The sequence below is a fragment of the Saccharothrix variisporea genome (assembly GCF_003634995.1).
Taxonomy (GTDB): domain Bacteria; phylum Actinomycetota; class Actinomycetes; order Mycobacteriales; family Pseudonocardiaceae; genus Actinosynnema; species Actinosynnema variisporeum.
On sequence record NZ_RBXR01000001.1, the window covers coordinates 1318479 to 1335566 of the forward strand.

General features: G+C 70.5%; 16 protein-coding genes. 7 read left to right on the plus strand and 9 right to left on the minus strand.

What is annotated here, in order from left to right; translation table 11 throughout:
- Entirely contained in the window at positions 1–1938 is a 1938-nt protein-coding gene (locus tag DFJ66_RS05710; RefSeq protein WP_246029592.1) for an immunoglobulin-like domain-containing protein, read from the minus strand.
- Between the two features lie 198 nt (positions 1939–2136).
- On the opposite strand from DFJ66_RS05710, the gene DFJ66_RS05715 reads away from it, so the two are divergent.
- The 4 genes from DFJ66_RS05715 (at position 2137) to yjfF (ending at position 6674) form a co-directional block, all read left to right on the plus strand.
- Positions 2137–3111, plus strand: coding sequence for an ABC transporter substrate-binding protein (locus DFJ66_RS05715; protein WP_246029593.1), 975 nt, complete (start codon positions 2137–2139; stop codon positions 3109–3111).
- 67 nt (positions 3112–3178) lie between these two features.
- Positions 3179–4678: a sugar ABC transporter ATP-binding protein gene (locus DFJ66_RS05720; protein WP_121218632.1), complete on the plus strand. Its 1500-nt coding sequence runs from the start codon at positions 3179–3181 to the stop codon at positions 4676–4678.
- Positions 4675–5703 (plus strand): ABC transporter permease, encoded by a 1029-nt coding sequence (locus DFJ66_RS05725; RefSeq protein WP_121218634.1) that lies wholly within the window; start codon positions 4675–4677, stop codon positions 5701–5703. Before DFJ66_RS05720 ends, DFJ66_RS05725 begins: the two co-directional genes overlap by 4 nt.
- Complete coding sequence (gene yjfF / locus DFJ66_RS05730) at positions 5700–6674, plus strand: galactofuranose ABC transporter, permease protein YjfF (RefSeq protein WP_121218636.1); 975 nt, start codon at positions 5700–5702, stop codon at positions 6672–6674. Before DFJ66_RS05725 ends, yjfF begins: the two co-directional genes overlap by 4 nt.
- 70 nt (positions 6675–6744) lie before the next feature.
- Here yjfF and DFJ66_RS05735 read toward each other — a convergent pair whose 3' ends face one another.
- The gene (locus tag DFJ66_RS05735; RefSeq protein WP_121218638.1) at positions 6745–7668 is read right to left on the minus strand and encodes an SMP-30/gluconolactonase/LRE family protein; all 924 of its coding nucleotides are present in this window, start codon (positions 7666–7668) and stop codon (positions 6745–6747) included.
- Positions 7669–7767: 99 nt separating this feature from the next.
- Between DFJ66_RS05735 and DFJ66_RS05740 the strand changes: the two genes are divergently transcribed.
- Entirely contained in the window at positions 7768–8637 is an 870-nt protein-coding gene (locus DFJ66_RS05740; protein ID WP_170199150.1) for a LysR family transcriptional regulator, read from the plus strand.
- Here DFJ66_RS05740 and DFJ66_RS05745 read toward each other — a convergent pair.
- Positions 8630–9067 (minus strand): GNAT family N-acetyltransferase, encoded by a 438-nt coding sequence (locus DFJ66_RS05745; RefSeq protein WP_397556293.1) that lies wholly within the window; start codon positions 9065–9067, stop codon positions 8630–8632. The genes DFJ66_RS05740 and DFJ66_RS05745 overlap by 8 nt on opposite strands.
- 104 nt (positions 9068–9171) lie before the next feature.
- Here DFJ66_RS05745 and DFJ66_RS05750 point away from each other — a divergent pair, with 104 nt between their 5' ends.
- Positions 9172–9570 carry a peptidase inhibitor family I36 protein gene (locus DFJ66_RS05750; RefSeq protein WP_121218642.1) on the plus strand — a complete coding sequence of 133 codons (399 nt, stop codon included), beginning with the start codon at positions 9172–9174 and terminating at the stop codon, positions 9568–9570.
- On the opposite strand, the gene DFJ66_RS05755 is transcribed toward DFJ66_RS05750, so the two are convergent.
- Both DFJ66_RS05755 and DFJ66_RS05760 read right to left on the minus strand, forming a co-directional pair.
- Positions 9459–10346: an AfsR/SARP family transcriptional regulator gene (locus DFJ66_RS05755; RefSeq protein WP_121218644.1), complete on the minus strand. Its 888-nt coding sequence runs from the start codon at positions 10344–10346 to the stop codon at positions 9459–9461. The two genes, DFJ66_RS05750 and DFJ66_RS05755, sit on opposite strands and share 112 nt — an antisense overlap.
- 62 nt (positions 10347–10408) lie before the next feature.
- Positions 10409–10900 (minus strand): FBP domain-containing protein, encoded by a 492-nt coding sequence (locus tag DFJ66_RS05760; protein ID WP_121218646.1) that lies wholly within the window; start codon positions 10898–10900, stop codon positions 10409–10411.
- A gap of 75 nt (positions 10901–10975) precedes the next feature.
- On the opposite strand from DFJ66_RS05760, the gene DFJ66_RS05765 reads away from it, so the two are divergent.
- Positions 10976–11551 (plus strand): TetR/AcrR family transcriptional regulator, encoded by a 576-nt coding sequence (locus DFJ66_RS05765; protein WP_121218648.1) that lies wholly within the window; start codon positions 10976–10978, stop codon positions 11549–11551.
- A 372-nt stretch (positions 11552–11923) separates the two neighbouring features.
- On the opposite strand, the gene DFJ66_RS05770 is transcribed toward DFJ66_RS05765, so the two are convergent.
- Genes DFJ66_RS05770 through DFJ66_RS05785 form a run of 4 tightly spaced genes read right to left on the minus strand, consistent with a single transcriptional unit; the run spans position 11924 to position 17086 of the window.
- A complete protein-coding gene (locus tag DFJ66_RS05770) occupies positions 11924–14095 on the minus strand; it encodes a xanthine dehydrogenase family protein molybdopterin-binding subunit (RefSeq protein ID WP_121218650.1) in 2172 nt (723 codons plus the stop codon).
- Complete coding sequence (locus DFJ66_RS05775; RefSeq protein ID WP_121218652.1) at positions 14092–15075, minus strand: FAD binding domain-containing protein; 984 nt, start codon at positions 15073–15075, stop codon at positions 14092–14094. Before DFJ66_RS05775 ends, DFJ66_RS05770 begins: the two co-directional genes overlap by 4 nt.
- Positions 15072–15674 (minus strand): (2Fe-2S)-binding protein, encoded by a 603-nt coding sequence (locus tag DFJ66_RS05780; protein WP_121218653.1) that lies wholly within the window; start codon positions 15672–15674, stop codon positions 15072–15074. Before DFJ66_RS05780 ends, DFJ66_RS05775 begins: the two co-directional genes overlap by 4 nt.
- Positions 15671–17086, minus strand: a complete 1416-nt coding sequence (locus DFJ66_RS05785; RefSeq protein WP_121218655.1) for a purine-cytosine permease family protein — start codon at positions 17084–17086, stop codon at positions 15671–15673. The genes DFJ66_RS05780 and DFJ66_RS05785 overlap by 4 nt, the downstream gene beginning before the upstream one ends.
- Between the last annotated feature and the right edge of the window lie 2 nt (positions 17087–17088).

Below are 17088 nucleotides of genomic sequence, written 5' to 3' on the forward strand. Positions count from 1 at the left end.
TCAGGGGAAGGCGGCGCGGACGCGGTCGAGCTCGGCGCGCGTGACGGGCAGGACGGTGCCGTGCCGGGGCCTGCTGGGCAGCGCGTACGAGGTGGACATGGTCCACTGGCCCGAGGCGAGGTCGGTGGTCTCGAACGGCACGTAACCGCGTCCGCCGAACTCGTCGATGAACAGGTACCACTTGTCCTCGGTGTTGGACTTGAACACCGTCGGCCCCTCGCCCTGCCGGACGCCGGGGCTACTCTCCGTGGCCTTGCCGATGCAGTCGGCGACGAAGTCGTAGTCCGTGCTCCGGAGGTCGGTCGACTTCTCGGCGAGGATGAACTTGCTGCACGGCGTGGACGAGGTGTTGTTCCGCTCGTCCTTGGTGAACCGGTAGAAGGTGTCGCCGTGCTTGATGACCGTGGAGTCGATCACGGAGTAGCCGGGGTCCACCCAGACCTTCGGCTCGGTGAAGGTGCGGAAGTCGCGGGTGGTGCTGTAGAGCATGCGGTTGTAGGTGTTGCCCGTGTGACCCGGGTCGTTGGCCGCGTACAGCTTGGACGCCCAGAAGACCACGTACGCGCCGATGCTCTCGTCGTAGTAGGCCTCGGGCGCCCACGTGTTGCCGGCGGTGTCGGGTGAGACGAGGACGTGCCGCTGGTCGGACCAGTGCACCAGGTCGGTGGACTCCCACACCTCGACGTACTTGCTGCCGGTGCGCTGGGCGGCGTCCCAGTTGCCGTTGCCGTGGATCTTCAGGTCGGTCGCGATGAGGAAGAACCGGTCACCCTCCGGCGAGCGCACGATGAACGGGTCGCGCACGCCCTTGTCGCCGAACGTCGAGGTCAGCACCGGTTGACCGGCGTTGAGCTCGTCGAAGCGCAGCGGGTCGTCGCCGCGGCTGGCGGCGAAGTAGACCTGCTCGCCCGTGGCGGTGCCTTCGCCGGTGAAGTAGCCGAACAGGTAACCCTCGTACGGCTGCTTCTCGGGCAGGGGCAAGACGGTGACCTTGAACTTCTTGCGGGTGGTCTCGCGGCCCGCTCGGACGGTCGCGGTGAGCTGCACCTTCACCGGCTTCTCGCCGAACGCCGGGCGGGTGACCTCGCCGGTCGGAGTGATGGTGTCCGGCTTGTTGCTCGCCCAGGTGATGGTCGTGCCGTAGGGGCCGGTGGCGGGCAGGGTGATGTTGCCGCGGATGCCGTCCTTGTCGTGCAGGTCGAGCAAGCGCTCGTCGCCCAGGACGCGGTCGTCATCCGAGATCGAGCCGATCTCGTGGACCTCGGCGGCGGTCAGCGCGTGGTCGTACAGGCGGAAGTCGCGGATCTGGCCCTTCAGGCGGTGGTCGGCGGCGTAGACGGACCGGCCGAGGTAGTTGGCCGTGGTCGTGCCGCCGCCGATGGCCGAGGGGCGGGTGGTGACGGTGCCGCGCGCGACCTCGACGCCGTCCTCGTAGAGCACGCCCGTGGTGCCGCCGAGCGTGTAGGTCAGCGTCTTCCACACGCCCCGCGCCAGGTCGCGGCCGGCCGACACGGTCTGCTCGGTGGCCCAGTTCCCGGTGGCGATGGACGTGCGGTAGCCGTTACCCGTGGTGAACAGGTAGCCGTCGCCGACGCCGGTGGGTCCGGTGTTGCCCAGGCCCCACACGAAGTAGGGGGAGGACTGGTCGGGCGCCAGGCGCACCTGGATCGAAACAGTCACGGACTCCAAGCCACGCAGCACGTTGTCCGGTAGCTTCACGTGTCCGTCCACGCCACCGAGCGCGAGGCCTTCGGCGCCCAGTGGGGTGGCGTCTCCGCTCGCGACCGCGTCGCGGCCGTGTCCGGAGGAGTCGTGCACGACGGTGCCGGTGGTCTCGTCCAGCGCGTAGCGCAGCACGAGGCCGTCGGCGGCCGAAGCCTGTGGAGCGGTCATGACGGCGCCGACCAAGGTCAGCACGGCGGCCAGGGATCGGATCATGCCGACGTCCTCGTCGTCGTCGGGAAGTGGCGTCGTTGTGCACCGCGCCACAAAAGTGAGCGCTAACATAGGTCGGTCGATCCGACAGTGTCAACGATGCAAAATCGTCGTAACCCGGGCCTTGACTGGACAGATGTGAACGCTCACTGTTGTCCACCAAGTGACCACGGTCACCGCGGTGGAACTCGGAGGAAGACAGTGCTGAAGAAGATCACGGCAGCCGCAGGCGTGGTCCTGCTGAGCGTGCTGACCGCGTGCGGTTCGGGCGACGGCGGGACGTCGTCGACGAACGGCGGCGCGAAGGACGGCCTGACGATGGGCTTCGCCCAGGTCGGTGCGGAGAGCGGCTGGCGCACGGCGAACACCAAGTCGATCCAGGACGAGGCGAAGGCCGCGGGGATCGACCTGAAGTTCTCCGACGGCCAGCAGAAGCAGGAGAACCAGATCAAGGCGATCCGGTCGTTCATCCAGCAGAAGGTGGACGTGATCGCGTTCAGCCCGGTCGTGGAGACCGGCTGGGACGCGGTGCTGGAGGAGGCCAAGGCCGCGAACATCCCGGTGATCCTCACCGACCGCGCCATCGACTCCGACGACGACTCGCTCTACAAGACCTTCCTGGGCTCGGACTTCGTCGAGGAGGGCCGCAAGGCGGGCAAGTGGCTGGTGGAGAACGCCGGCGGTCCGGTGGACGTCGTGGAGCTGCAGGGCACCACCGGCTCCGCGCCGGCCAACGACCGCAAGAAGGGCTTCGCGGAGACCATCGCCTCGAAGCCGGAGATCAAGGTCGTGGCGTCGCAGACCGGTGACTTCACCCGTTCCGGCGGCAAGCAGGTCATGGAAGCGTTCCTGAAGTCCGTGCCGAAGATCGACGTGGTGTACGCGCACAACGACGACATGGGCCTGGGCGCGATCGAGGCCATCAAGGCCGCGGGCAAGGTGCCCGGCAAGGACATCAAGATCATCACCGTGGACGCGGTGAAGGACGGCATGACCGCGCTGGCCGGCGGCGAGATCAACTACATCGTCGAGTGCAGCCCGCTGCTGGGCAAGCAGCTGATGGAGCTGGCGAAGAAGGTCAAGGCCGGCCAGGACGTGCCGAAGCGGGTGGTGACCGAGGAGACGACGTTCACCCAGGAGCAGGCCAAGGCCGCGCTGCCGACCCGGCAGTACTGATCCCCGGCGGTCCCCGTCACCACACGCGTGGCGGGGACCGCTTTCCGCGCATCCACGAAGGCAGATCATGACCGAACCGGTCGTCGACATGCGGGGCATCTCGGTGGAGTTCCCCGGCGTCAAGGCGCTGCAAGGCGTCGATTTCCGGCTGTTCCCCGGCGAGGTGCACGCCCTCATGGGCGAGAACGGCGCCGGCAAGTCCACCCTCATCAAGGCGCTCACCGGGGTGCACCGCCCGACCGGCCAGATCCGGTTGCGCGGCGAGGAGGTCTCGTTCAGCGGGCCCGGTCAGGCGCAGGAGGCGGGGATCAGCACCGTCTACCAGGAGGTCAACCTCTGCGGCAACCTGACCGTCGCGGAGAACATCCTGCTCGGCCGCGAACCGCGCAAGTTCGGCCGCATCGACGGCCGGGCCACCCGCAAGCGCGCCGCGGAGCTGTTGGCGCGCATGGGTTTGAGCATCGACCCCGGCTCGGTCCTGGCCGACCACCCGATCGCCGTGCAGCAGCTGGTGGCCATCGCGCGGGCGGTCGCGGTGGAGTGCCAGGTGCTCATCCTCGACGAGCCGACGTCCAGCCTGGACGCGGGCGAGGTCGAGGAGCTGTTCCGGATCATGCGGGTGCTGCGCGACGAGGGCGTGGCGATCCTGTTCGTCTCGCACTTCCTCGAGCAGGTCTACCAGATCTCCGACCGGATGACGGTGCTGCGCAACGGAAAGCTGGTCGGCGAGTACCGCACCGCCGAGCTGAGCCGGCTGGACCTGGTGTCGGCGATGCTGGGCCGTGAGCTGGGCGTGCTGGAGGAGTTGGAGAAGCAGACGCACCCGGTGGACGACCGGCCGGTGTTGTTGCGCGCCGACGGGTTGGGGCGCAAGGGCGCGGTGGAGCCGTTCGACCTGGAGGTGCGCGCGGGCGAGGTCGTCGGCCTGGCGGGCCTGCTCGGCTCGGGGCGCACGGAGCTGGCGCGGCTGCTGTTCGGCGCGGACAAGGCCGACACGGGCACGCTGGAGTTCGACGGCAAGCCCCTGCACCTGCGCACCCCGCGCCAGGCGATCGCGGCGGGCATCGGGTTCTGCTCGGAGGACCGCAAGGCCGAGGGCCTGGTCGCGGACCTGAGCGTGCGGGACAACCTGGTGCTGGCGTTGCAGGCCTCGCGCGGCTGGACGCGGCCGCTGTCCCGGCGCACCAAGGACGAGCTGGTCGAGAAGTACGTGTCCATGCTGGACATCCGGCCCGCGACCCCGGACACGCCGATCCGCAACCTCTCCGGCGGCAACCAGCAGAAGGTGCTGCTGGCGCGGTGGCTGGTGACCAAGCCGAAGCTGCTGGTGCTGGACGAGCCGACGCGCGGCATCGACGTGGGCGCGAAGGCGCAGATCCAGAAGCTGGTCGCCGAACTGGCGACCGAGGGGGTGGCGGTGGTGTTCATCTCCGCCGAACTGGAGGAGGTCGTGCGGGTGTCCGACCGCGTGGTGGTGCTGCGGGACCGGCGCAAGGTCGCCGAACTGCGCGGCACGGACGTGGACGAGGTCATGGCGCACATCGCGGGCGGGAGGGCCGCCGCGTGAACCGGCTGTGGTGGCCCCTGGGCGCGCTGGTGGCGTTGCTGGTGCTCAACGTCGTGGTGACGCCGTCGTTCTTCTCGCTGCGCATGCAGGACGGGCACCTGTACGGCAGCGTGATCGACATCCTGAAGAACGGCGCTCCCACGCTGCTGATCGCGCTGGGCATGACGCTGGTGATTGCGACCCGGGGCATCGACCTGTCGGTGGGCGCGGTGGTCGCCATCGCCGCCGCCGTGACGTGCTCGTACATCGCGGGCTCGGACGACCAGGGTGGCGCCTCGACGGCGTTGGTGGGCATGGCGATCTCGCTGGGCCTGTGCCTGGTGCTGGGGCTGTGGAACGGGTTCCTGGTCGCGGTGCTCAAGATTCAGCCGATCGTGGCCACGCTGGTGCTGATGACGGCCGGGCGCGGCATCGCCATGCTGATCACCGACGGCCAGATCATCACCGTGAACAACGAGACCTACCGGGCCGTGGGCGCCGGGTTCGTGCTGCTGCCGCTGGCGATCCTGATCAGCGTGGCGGTGCTGGCCATCGTGGCCGTGGTGACCCGCAAGACCGCGCTGGGCCTGCTGATCGAGGCGGTCGGCGTGAACCCCGAGGCCAGCCGGCTCGCGGGCGTGCAGTCGCGGACGATCATCTGGACCGTGTACGTGTTCGCGGCGCTGTGCGCGGGCGTGGCCGGGTTGATGATCAGCTCGAACGTGAGCGCGGCGGACGCCAACAACGCCGGGCTGTGGATCGAGATGGACGCGATCCTGGCGGTGGTCATCGGCGGCACGTCGCTGGCCGGCGGCCGGTACTCGCTGACCGGGACGCTGCTGGGCGCGCTGGTGATCCAGACGTTGACCACCACCGTCTACACGGCCGGCATCGCGCCGGAGGTCACGCTGGTGTTCAAGGCCGTCGTGGTCGTCATCGTGATCCTGTTCCAGTCCCCGAAGGTGCAGTCGCTGTTCCGACGACGGCGACCCGCCGTACCCGCGCCCGTCGCCGTGGACCTGACCCCGCAGGAGGTGGCTCGATGACCGCGCTGTCGGTTTCCCGCGTGCCGTCGCGGCACCTGCCCGTGGTGGCCACGTTCGCGCTGTTCGTGCTGACGTTCGGCGCCGGGTCGGTGTCGTTCGACAACTTCGCGTCCGGGCAGGTGTTCGCGAACCTGTTCATCGACAACGCGCACCTGATCGTGCTGGCCGTCGGGATGACGTTCGTGATCCTGACCGGTGGCATCGACCTGTCGGTCGGGTCGGTGCTCGCGTTGTCGACGATGATCGCGGCGGCGGGCGTGAAGGCCGGGTGGCCGGTGCCGCTGGTGATCGTCGTGGTGCTGCTGACCGGGTCGGTGCTGGGCCTGCTGATGGGTCTGATGATCCACAAGTTCGACGTGCAGCCGTTCATCGTGACGCTGGCCGGCATGTTCCTGGCGCGCGGGCTGTGCTTCGTGATCAGCATCGAGTCCATCAGCATCAAGGACAAGAGCTACCGCGCACTGGGCATGGACCGGATCGCGTTGGGCGGCGGCGTGTCCATCACCAACAACGTGCTCATCGCGGTGGTGGTGCTGGTGGTCGCGATGTACGTGCTGCACCTGACCCGGTTCGGGCGGACCGTGTACGCGTTGGGCGGCAGCGAGCCCTCGGCGCGGCTGATGGGGTTGAAGGTCGGGTTCACCAAGGTCGGCGTGTACGTGGTGAGCGGGTTCTGCTCGTCGCTGGCCGGTCTGGTGTTCTCCTTCTACACCGCGTCCGGGTACGGGCTGCACGCCGTGGGCATGGAGCTGGAGGCCATCGCGGCGGTCGTCATCGGCGGCACGCTGCTGGCCGGCGGCGCGGGGTACGTGCTCGGGTCCGTGGTGGGCGCGCTGGTGCTGGGCACGATCCAGACCATCATCAGCTTCGACGGCACGCTCAACTCGTGGTGGACCAAGATCGTGATCGGGGCGCTGCTGCTGGCGTTCATCGTGCTGCACCGGCTGATCGTGCGCCGGACGGCGACGTGATGCCGCGGCGGTCAGCGGTCTGATCAGGCGGGGTGGCGCTCGGGCGGACGAGCGCCACCCCGTTCTTCGTTCAGAACCTCTCGATCGCGATGGCGTCGTAGGTCGTGGTCGGGGTCGGGGTGGTGCTGAACCGGCCGTTGACCAGGTAGAAGCGGTTGCCCCAGGCGGCGACCGTGGCCGGGACGTCGAAGCGCGGGTCGGTGAGCTGGGTGACGACCCTCGCGCTGGAGGCGTCCGCGCTCAGTTCCAGCTTCGTGAACAGGTTGACCCGGTTCTGCACCACGTAGAGGTTCCGACCCTCGCGGAGCAGGCCGTCGTTGCGCGGCAGCAGGACGCCGCCGAGGTCGATCTCCCGGGTGACGCCGTGGTGGTCGACGCGGAACAGCTTCCCGGTGGACGTCTGGCCGATGACGAACCCGGTCCCGTCCGGGGTGGTGACGATGCCGTTGGCGTTGGCCACGTCCGGGATGTCCACCATGTCCCCGGTCAGCGGTACCCGGGTGACGTCCTCGGGCGCGGGCAGCTCGCCGCACGGCCCCAGGGGCAGCCGGTACAGGGTGGGTTCGTCGGAGTCGGTGAGCCACACCGCGTCCCGGGTGATCACCAGGTCGTTGACGAAGGACTCGCCCTCGAACAGCCGGTAGCTCGCGATCGTGCGGCCGTCGCGGGCGTCGAGGACCCGCACGTCACCGCCGGTGCCGCCGGCCACGAACAGGCGTCGGCGAGCGGAGTCCACTTTGATGCCCAGCGAGGGCGTGCCGGGCCCGGCGGCCAGCACCCGACCGCGTCCGGTGGCGAGGTCCACCGCGTAGATCGAGCCGTCCGCGCGGGACCCGAAGTAGGCCGTGGGCCAGGCCCCGATCGCGATGCCCTCCGGCATGAACCCGTCGGGCAGCGGGAACCGGGTCGGGAACGGCGTCGCCGCGGCGGTGGTCGGCACGAGCACGGACGCCCCCAACGCCGCCGCTGCCGCCAACACGGAGCGCCTGCGCATGATGGTCCTCCCCTTCGTCGTCGGATGTCGGCGCAAGTCTCGCCGGCGGGTGCGCGGGAGCTCCAATACCGGTGCGGTCTGGCGACATATCCTGCGGGCATGTCGATCGACCTGCGGCTCATGCGCTACGTGGTGGCGATCGCCGACGAAGGCGGGTTCCAACGCGCGGCGGACCGGCTGCGGGTGGCGCAACCCGCGCTGAGCCGGCAGGTCGCCCACCTGGAACGCACGCTGGGGGTGGACCTGTTCACCCGCCGCCCGACCGGGTTGACCGACGCCGGGCGGGTGTTCACCGAGTCGGCGCGGCGGATCCTGGCCGAGGCCGACCGGCTGCCGGGGGTGACGCGGGCGGCCGGTCGCGGCGAGTTCGGCACGATCCGGTTGGGACACGTCGTCAGCGCGTCGTTTTCGACGGTGCCGCGCCTGGTGGACGTCGTGGGTCGGCACTACCCCGGGATGACCGTGGAGACCACGGAGGCGTGGTCGGCGGAGCTGGCCGAGGGGTTGGTGTCCGGGCGCTTCGACGCGGTCCTGTCGCGCAGCATCCCGGTGGACCCGGCGTTCGAGCGGGTCGCGGTCGAGCGCGAGGAGCTGGTCGTCGTGGTGGCCGACGACCACCCACTGGCCATTGTGGACAAGGTGACGCCGGAGGACTTGGCGGACGGCCGGTTGTTGTTGTCCCCCAGGCACTTGCCGGCGTGGCGGACCGCGGTCTTGGGAGCGCTCGCACCGGGGACCGCCGTGCAGGACTCGCGCATGCCGGGGTGGCGGCGGTTCGACGAGCTGACCGCGGAGACGTTCACGGTGGTCACCCGCGCCCTCGGCGAGCACCGGCCACCGGGGACGGCGGTGCTGCACTTCGTCGACCCGCCGGAGGTGGGCCTGGACCTGGTGTGGCACCGGGACACCGCCCCGCCGGCGGTGGGTCTGCTCGTCGCCCTGCTCCGGTCCCCCACGGGCATCAAGTGATCGTGAACAGCAGTTCGGGGCGTTCCCAGCCGACCTTCGGCGGCTTGGCCGGGATCGTACCGACGCGCCGGGCGCCCACCGCCAGGTAGAACCGTTCCGCCGGCGGGTGGGAGACGACCCGGACCTTCGTCAGACCGGCTGCTCGGGCCTGGGCGCGCATGTGGTCGACCAGCAGTCGGCCGATGCCCCTTCCTTGGGCTTCGTCCGCCACGAAGGCGATGTCCAGCTCCGGGGGGTCGAGGATCAGGGCGTAGAAACCCAGCACGTCGTCCGCGTCCACGGCCGCGTAGACCCGGTGTCGCTCCACGTACTCCGGGGTCACCTCGTAACCCTCCAGGATGGTGGCGTAGTCACCGTGGTACGCGCTCGAAGCGTGCATCAGGGCGGTGAGGCGAGGGGCGTCTTCGGGGCGGGCTCTGCGGATCTCCACCGAACCATCCTAAGCGAACGGTTGTTGTGAGAAACTACATAGGACACCGGCCCAAAGTGGTTGGCAGGCAACCGAATGCCTGACTCTCACGAGGGGGAAGACCAGTGATCCGCAAGCTTCTCACCGTCCTGAGCGGCGTGGCCGCCGTGGGTGCCGTGGTCGCCGCACCCGCTTCCGCGCAGGGCGTGCAACGGTACGAGTCCGGGGTTTCCGTCAAGGCGTGGAGCGACTGTCCGGACGGCCGGTCGTGCATCTTCGCCGAGCTGGGTGGCGGGCGGCCGTTCGCGCACTTCGCCACCGGGGACGGGGACCTGGCCGACTCGTCCGGGCCGCGCGGCATGAACAACCGGACCCAGAGCGTCTGGAACCGCACCGGGCGGGACTGGTGCTACTACGACGCCGGCGGGTTCAACGACCTCATCTTCATCGTGGAGCCGGGGTTCCAGGGCGACCTGCTCCCCGAGCACCGCAAGCGCGTGACCTCGTTGCGGCCCTGCCCGTGACACCAGGGCACCGCGGTCGGGTGGTGACGCCCGGCCGCGGTGCCGCGCGGGATCTCGGTGCCGCGCAGGATCTCGGTGTGCAGGTCGCGCAGGCGTGCGGACGGTTCCACACCCAGTTCGGCGACGAGCGTCCCGCGGAAGGCGGCGTACGCGTCCAACGCCTCGACCACGCGGCCCGCCGACGCCAGGGCTGTCATGAGTTGACCGCGCAGCCGTTCCCGCACCGGGTGCTCGGCGACCAGGTTGGTGAGTTCACCGACCAGCTCCGGACCGCGCCCGAGCAGCAGGTCCGCGTCGACGCGGTCCTCCAAAGCCGTCACGCGGTCCTCGTCCAACGCGGACGCCAGGTGCGCCGCGCCCCGCACCTCGGCCAACGCCGGTCCCCGCCACCGCGCCAGCGCGACCCGCAGCCGTGCCGCACCGGAGGGCACGTCACCGCGCGCGAGCATGCCGCGGGCGCAGGCCACGTCGTACCGGAACGCCTGGTGCTCCAGTTCCGCGGTCGACGCCCGGAGCACGTACCCGGGTCGCGCGGTCTCGATGCGGTCGCGGCCCAGGACGCGGCGCAGCCGCCAGATGATCCCGTGCAGCTGCGGTGTGGCCGACGCCGGCCGGACGTGCCCCCACAGCTCCTCGGCCATGCGGTCGAGCGTGACGACCTCGTTGGCGTGCGCGGCGAGCGTCGCCAGCACCACCTTCGTCTGCGGCGTGCCGACCGGGACCTCCCGCCCGTCCCGTTCCAACCGCACCGGCCCCAGCAGTCTGAACAGCCACATCCCGCACCCCCCGGCAGGTCCGTGTCCGTGTGCCCACTGTGGCACGGCCGGGCGGCGAGAGGTCAGTGCATCACCCGTTCGAGGAACGCGGTCAGGTGGGCGGTGGTGCGCCGGGCCTTCTCCTCCAGGGTCAGCGACTCGTGGATGCGCCCGCCAGGCCCCGCGTCCTTCTTCCCGCGCAGGTAGAGCGAGCAGGCGAGGTCGGCGCACAGGTAGAGGCCGACCGAGTTGCCCTGCTGGCCCTCCTTGCCCGCTTTGCGCGCGGTCATCAGCGACACACCATCACCCGGATGGGTGGTCAGGCAGATCGCGCACATCGTGCGGCGGGCCGTGCCGTGCGGCGTGGCCGTCCGCAGCGCGACCGCGACGAACCCGTCACCGGACTCCGCGATCAGGTAGGCGCGCTGGGGCGCGGCGGGGTCGCGCCAGCCGAGGAAGTCGAGGTCGCCCCACGGCTGTTCGGCCAGGTCACGGGGCACGGTCAGGCGTTTGGCCTCCCCTTTGGTGCAGTTGACGAACGAGGCGCGGATGTCGCGCTCGGTTACCGGTCTCATGCCTTCGAAGCTACCTGGTACAGGTTTTGGCCGCGACACATTAAGCTTTAACCTAGGACTCCTAGGGAGGTGTGCATGGCACGCGCGGGCATCACCGCCGACCGGCTCACGCGGGCGGCGGCGGACTTGGCCGACGAGATCGGCTTCGAGGCCGTCACGGTCTCGGCGCTGGCCCGGCACTTCGGCGTGAAGGACGCGAGCCTGTACTCCCACGTCCGCAACGTGCAGGACCTGAAGGTCCGGGTCGCCGGCCTCGCGCTGTCCGAGCTGGCCGACCAGGCTTCCGCGGCGTTGGCCGGACGTGCGGGCAAGGACGCGCTGGTCGCCTTCGCCAACGCCTACCGCGACTACGCCCACCGCCATCCCGGCCGGTACGCGTCCATGCGCACCGAGATCGACCCGAACTCCCCCGCCGCCACCGCCGCCCGCCGCCACTCGGACCTGACCCGAGCCGTCCTTCGCGGCTACGACCTGCAGGAACCGGACCAGACCGATGCCGTGCGCATGCTGCACAGCACCTTGCACGGCTACGTGAACCTGGAACTGGCCGGCGGCTTCAGCCACCACCCGCGCGACTCGGCGACGTCCTGGACCCGGGCACTCGACACCCTGCACGCGGTGCTGAGCGGCTGGCCCGAGCCTGCGGCTTAGCCGGCATCGGAGGTCAGCTCGGCAGAGGCCGGCGGCACCGCACAGCACGTCCTCTTGCACGAGTAGTTCGCCGCCGATTCGAACAGCGACGCCATGTCGGGCCAGGGCTTCCACCGGTGCCGTGCAAGACGCCGCTCCACGAAGGCGTCGGCCGCCGGGCGAAGGCCTTGAAGTGAGCGGTGCCACGAGTCGAGCACCCACTTCTTCGGCACGCCCTCGCTGGTTGTCCAGGTAGCCGCTCGCCCGTCTGGTCGGTGCCTCGCGGTGCGGCGTTGCGAGCGCTTTGTCGGGCCAAGTCGGCCTCCGCGGTGCTGAGCGGCTGGCCCGCGTGAACTGGGCGGCGCGGTCAGGGGTGCGACCGCGCCGCCGTCGTCAGAGCAGTTTGTCCTGGGTGATGGGCAGGTCCCGGATCCTCCGGCCGGTGGCGTGGTGGATCGCGTTGGCTATCGCCGCCGGGACGCCGGTGATCGGGGTTTCGCCGAAGCCCTTCGTGCCGTTGGGTGAGGCCGGGTCGGGCTTGTCGATGAAGATCGCCTCGACGTCGGTCGGGGCGTCCGCGTTGACCGGCAGCAGGTAGGTCGACAGGTTCGGGTTCAGGGTGCGGCCCGTTCTGCGGTCGATCACCGTGTGCTCGGACAGCGCGTAGCCGATCCCCCAGGTCACGCCGCCGATCACCTGCCCGCGCGCGGTGGTGCGGTTGAGGACGCGGCCCAGGTCGTGGGCGGTCACGGCGCGGGTCACGCGCACTCGGCCCAGCCACGGGTCCACCCGGACCTCCACGAACACGACACCCGTGGTGTAACCGGGGGCGTTGAGGTGCCGTCCGGTGGCGGTCACGGGAGTGCCGTGCCTCCGCAGGACGCCCTCGTAGCTGTCGCGGCGGTCCCGGTTCGCGCTGTCGAACAGGAAGCCGTTCTCGGTCACGACCCGTTCGACGGGCACGCCGTGCAAAGGCGACTCAGGTGAGGCGACCGCCAACGCGATCACCTGCTCCCGAGCCGCGTGAGCCGCCTTGTCCACGGCCACCGACACGCTGGGCACGGTCACCGACGCCGCCGAGAACCCGGCCGCCGGGAAGTTGGTGTCCCCCAGTTCGAAGTGCACCGAGCCCATCGGCATCCCCAGCGACTCCGCCAGCACCTGCGTCATCACCGTGTACGTGCCGGTGCCGATGTCGTGCGTGGCGCTGCGGGCCACGGCCCGGCCGTCCACGCCGATCTCCACCACGGCGTTGGCCTGCCGCGACCGGTACGTGTGCGCCTCGGTGGCCATGCCGTACCCGATGAACTCGCGTCCGTCGCGCATCGACGACGGGCGCGGGTCCCGCCGTGCCCACCCGAACGCCTCCGCCGCCCGCCGCGCGCACTCGGCGAGGTTGGCGTTGCCGATCGGGTTGCCGGTCTCCGGGTGGACGTCGGTGTAGTTGCGCAGCCGCAGCTCCACCGGGTCCATGCCGATCTCGTAGGCCAGTTCGTCCATCGCGCTCTCCAGGCCGAACAGCGGCGGCCCTTCCGGTGAGCGCATGAAGTGCGGTGTGGCCACGTCCAGCCGCACGCCGTGTTGGCGCACGTGCAGATCCTTGATCCCGTACAGCAGCCAGGACGTCTCGCTGGTGTTGAAGATGCGGTGCTCGGTGCGCGACAGCGTCTGCTTGCTGAAGCTGTACAACGCGGTCAGCTTGCCCTCACGCGTTCCGCCCAGCGCCACGCGGTGGGAGAACTGCGCGCGGAACCCGGACGACGTGTACATCTGGGCCCGGGTCAGCACCAGCTTCACCGGCTTGCCGACGATCCGCGCGATGGCCGCCGTGAGGACGGTGTGCGGCCACACCGGCGCCTTCGCCCCGAACCCGCCGCCCAGGAACGGCGTGAGCACCCGGATGTTCTCCGGCGGCACCCCCAGCGCCTTGGCCACCACGCCCTGGGTGAGGTTGATGCTCTGCGTGGAGTCGTGCAGGGTGAGCTGGTCGCCCTCCCACACCGCCACCGTCGCCGACGTCTCGATCGGGTTGTGGTGGTGCACCGGGCTGGTGAACGTGTGGTCCACCTTCACCTCGGCGCGCTCCAGGGCCGCGTGCGCGTCGCCGACGACCACCTCGTACGGACCCTCGGGTCCCGGCGGCGGCAGGAAGTCCTCGCCCGGGGCGTCCTCCAGCGCGATCTTCGCCGGCTCCACCGCGTACCCGACCTCGACCAGGCCCGCCGCCTCGCGCGCCTGCTCCAGGGTCTCCGCCACGACGTAGGCGATCGGCTGGCCGTCGTGGTGGACCTCGGTGTCCTGCAACGGCATGAACCCCTTGGGGTACGGGGCCGCCGGCACGGTCAGGCGGGGCATGTTCAGGTGGCTGAACACGGCGATGACGCCCGGCGCGGCCAAGGCCCGCGAGACGTCGAACGACGTGATCCGCCCCCGCGCGATGGTGCTGGTGGCCAGGTACCCGTGCACGACACCGGGCACGTGGGTGTCCGCGGCGTACTTCGCGCCACCGGTGACCTTGGCGTACCCCTCGACCCGGGGGACGGCACGCCCGACGGGGCTGTTCATCGCACACCCCCGAGGTCGTGCAGGACCCGGCTCACCGCGCGCTGCAACAGCTCGACCTTGAAGGCGTTGTGCGTCCGCGGTACCGCGCCCGATACCGCGGCGCGACACGCCGCCTCGATGGTCGCCCCGGTGAGCTCCTTGCCCCGCAACGCGTCCTCGGCCGCGAAGGACCGCCACGCCTTGGTCGCCACACCGCCGAACGCCAGCCGCACGTCCCGGACGTGCCGCCCGCGCAGGTCCAGCGCCGCCGCCACCGACACCACGGCGAACTCGAACGTGGCCCGGTCGCGCAGCTTCAGGTACGTCGACTTCCCGGCGAAGTGCGAGAACGGCAGTTCCACGCCCACGACCAGCTCGCCGTGCTCCAGCACGTTCTCCCGGTGCGGGGTGTCCCCCGGCAGCACCTGGAAGTCGCCGAACGGGATGCGCCGCTCCCCGCGCGGCCCGCGCGTCAACACCACGGCGTCCACGGCCAGGAGTGACACACCGAGGTCCCCCGCGCTCACCGCGATGCAGTGGTCGCTGCCGCCGAACACGGCGTGCCACCGGTTCTCCCCGTCCAGCGCCGGGCACCCGCTCCCGGGCACCCGCTTGTTGCACGGCGACGCGGCGTCGCGGAAGTACCCGCACCGGGTGCGCTGCAGCAGGTTCCCGCCGATGGAGGCCATGTTGCGGATCTGCGGCGACGCCGAGGCCAGCAACGCCTCCGACACCACGGGGAACCGCTGCCGGACGAACCGGTGCGCGGCCACGTCGGACATCCGGGCCCAGCCGCCCACGCGCACGTTCCGCGCGCCGATGGTGACCTTGTCCAGACCCATGCCGTTGACGTCCACGAGCCGGTCGTGGGACTGCGCGCCGTCGCGCAGGAGGTTCAGCAGGTCCGTCCCGCCGGAGACGAACGCCGCACCCGGGCGTTCGGCGACCAACCGGACCGCTTCGGCGGGGTCCTTGGCCCGCACGTACTCGAAGTTCTTCACGGTCGCTTCTCTTTCGCCGCGTCCCGGACGGCGGCCACGATGTTGGGGTAGACGGCGCAGCGGCACAGGTTGCCGCTCATCCACTCGCGGATCTCGTCCACCGAGCCGGCGTGCCCCTCGTCGATCACGGCCACGGCCGACATGACCTGGCCGGAGGTGCACGCGCCGCACTGGAACGCGTCGTGCCGGATGAAGGCCTCCTGCACCGGGTGCAGCCGGCCGTCGCGGGCCAGGCCCTCGACCGTGGTGATCTCCCTGCCCTCCTGCATCACCGCGAGGGTGAGGCAGGACTTGACCCGGCGGCCGTCCACGTGCACCGTGCACGCGCCGCACTCGCCGCGGTCGCACCCCTTCTTCGCCCCGGTCAGGTCCAGCCGCTCCCGCAGAGCGTCGAGCAGCGTGACGCGTGCCTCGACGGTGAGGGCGTGCGGCTTGCCGTTGACCCGCAGGGTGATCGGAACGCCGCCGGCGGCCTCCGCCTGCGCGGGGGCCGCCGTGGCTGCGAAGACGGGCTGGGCGACCGCACCCGCGACGGCCGCGCCACCCGCCTTCAACACCGTCCTGCGCTTGTGCCGGGACACCCCGGCTTCTTCACTCATGATCCTCTCCTGTTGCCGATGGACAGTTCGGCCTCGGGGAACCGCTCGGCGGGCGGAGTACCGCCGAGCCTTTCCGGTGCTGCCTTCCAGAGCAGCCAGTACACGCCGCCGGCGAACGCGAACGGGACGACGCAGCTCAGGTCCACGCCGCCCGCCAGGTCGGCCAGCGGTCCGACGTAGACGGAGTTGTTGGCGAACGCGAAGCCCAACGCCACGGCCGGGAGGAACGCCGCGAACGCGCGCGGGTCGAACCCGCCCGCGAACCAGTAGCGGCCCCGTCCCAGCAGCTCTTCCGGGACGTAGCGGCCGCCGCTGCGGGCGAAGCCGACCAGCATGATCGCCGACCAGGGTGCGATCAGCAGCAGGAGGAAGAGGATGAACGTGGAGATCGAGTCGATCGCGTCGTAGACGACGGCGCCCAGGTACAGCACGAGGACGCCGATCACGGCCACCACCGCGGTGCAGGTGACGCGGGAGGCCCTGCGGAACAGCGAGTTCGCGGTCACACCGGCCGCGTACACGCACAGCGCGCCCTGCGGGAGCGTGCCGAAGAAGCCGAACACGATGACGAACGCGGTGAACCAGCTCGGCACGGTGTCGGTCAGCCCGATCACCCACGGCACCGAGTGGTCGGTGATCATCGTGCTGGCCATGATGCCGATGAGCAGCGCGATGGCGTTGCTCAGGAACATGCCGACGCCGTTCCACCACACCGCCTGGCGGTCGGTGGTGCCCGGCCGCAGGTGCCGGGAGTAGTCGCCCTGCAGGGTGGCGTAGGTGATCGGCACGGTCACGCCGAAGCTCACGCCCAGCAGCCACGTGCGCCAGAAGTCGCCCAGGATCGGCTCACCGGAGATGCCGGCGTCGAACCCCGGCGACAACGCGACGACCAGGCCCGCCAGCACCAACCCGCCGATCACCGTGACGGTCTTGTAGGTGGTCAGCAGGGCGCGGTAGCCGAAGATCGCCACCAGCACCACGGCCAGCGCGACCGGCGGCACGACCACCACCAGGTCGCCCCACCCGACCAGGCGCTGCAACGCCGCCACCACGGCGGTCGCGCCGGTCCACACCGCGATGGCGAAGAACCCGATGGCCACGCACAACGTGATCAGCGTGGTCACCAGGCGGCCCCGCACGCCGAAGTGCGCCGCGCTGGACACGGCGTCGGTCGCGCCGGTGCGCATCCCGAAGCGGGCCAGCGGGGCGAACACCAGCGTGCCGATGAGCAGGCCGACCAGCGCGGACGTGACGCTGCCCCACCAGCCCAGGCCGAAGCTCACCGGCACCGAGCCGAGCACCACGACGCCGAAGGAGAACTGGGCGGAGTGCCAGATCCACAGGAACTCGTGCGGTCTGGTGGTGCGCTCGGCGGGGTCGACCAGCTCGTGACCGGTCTGCGACGCGGACATGC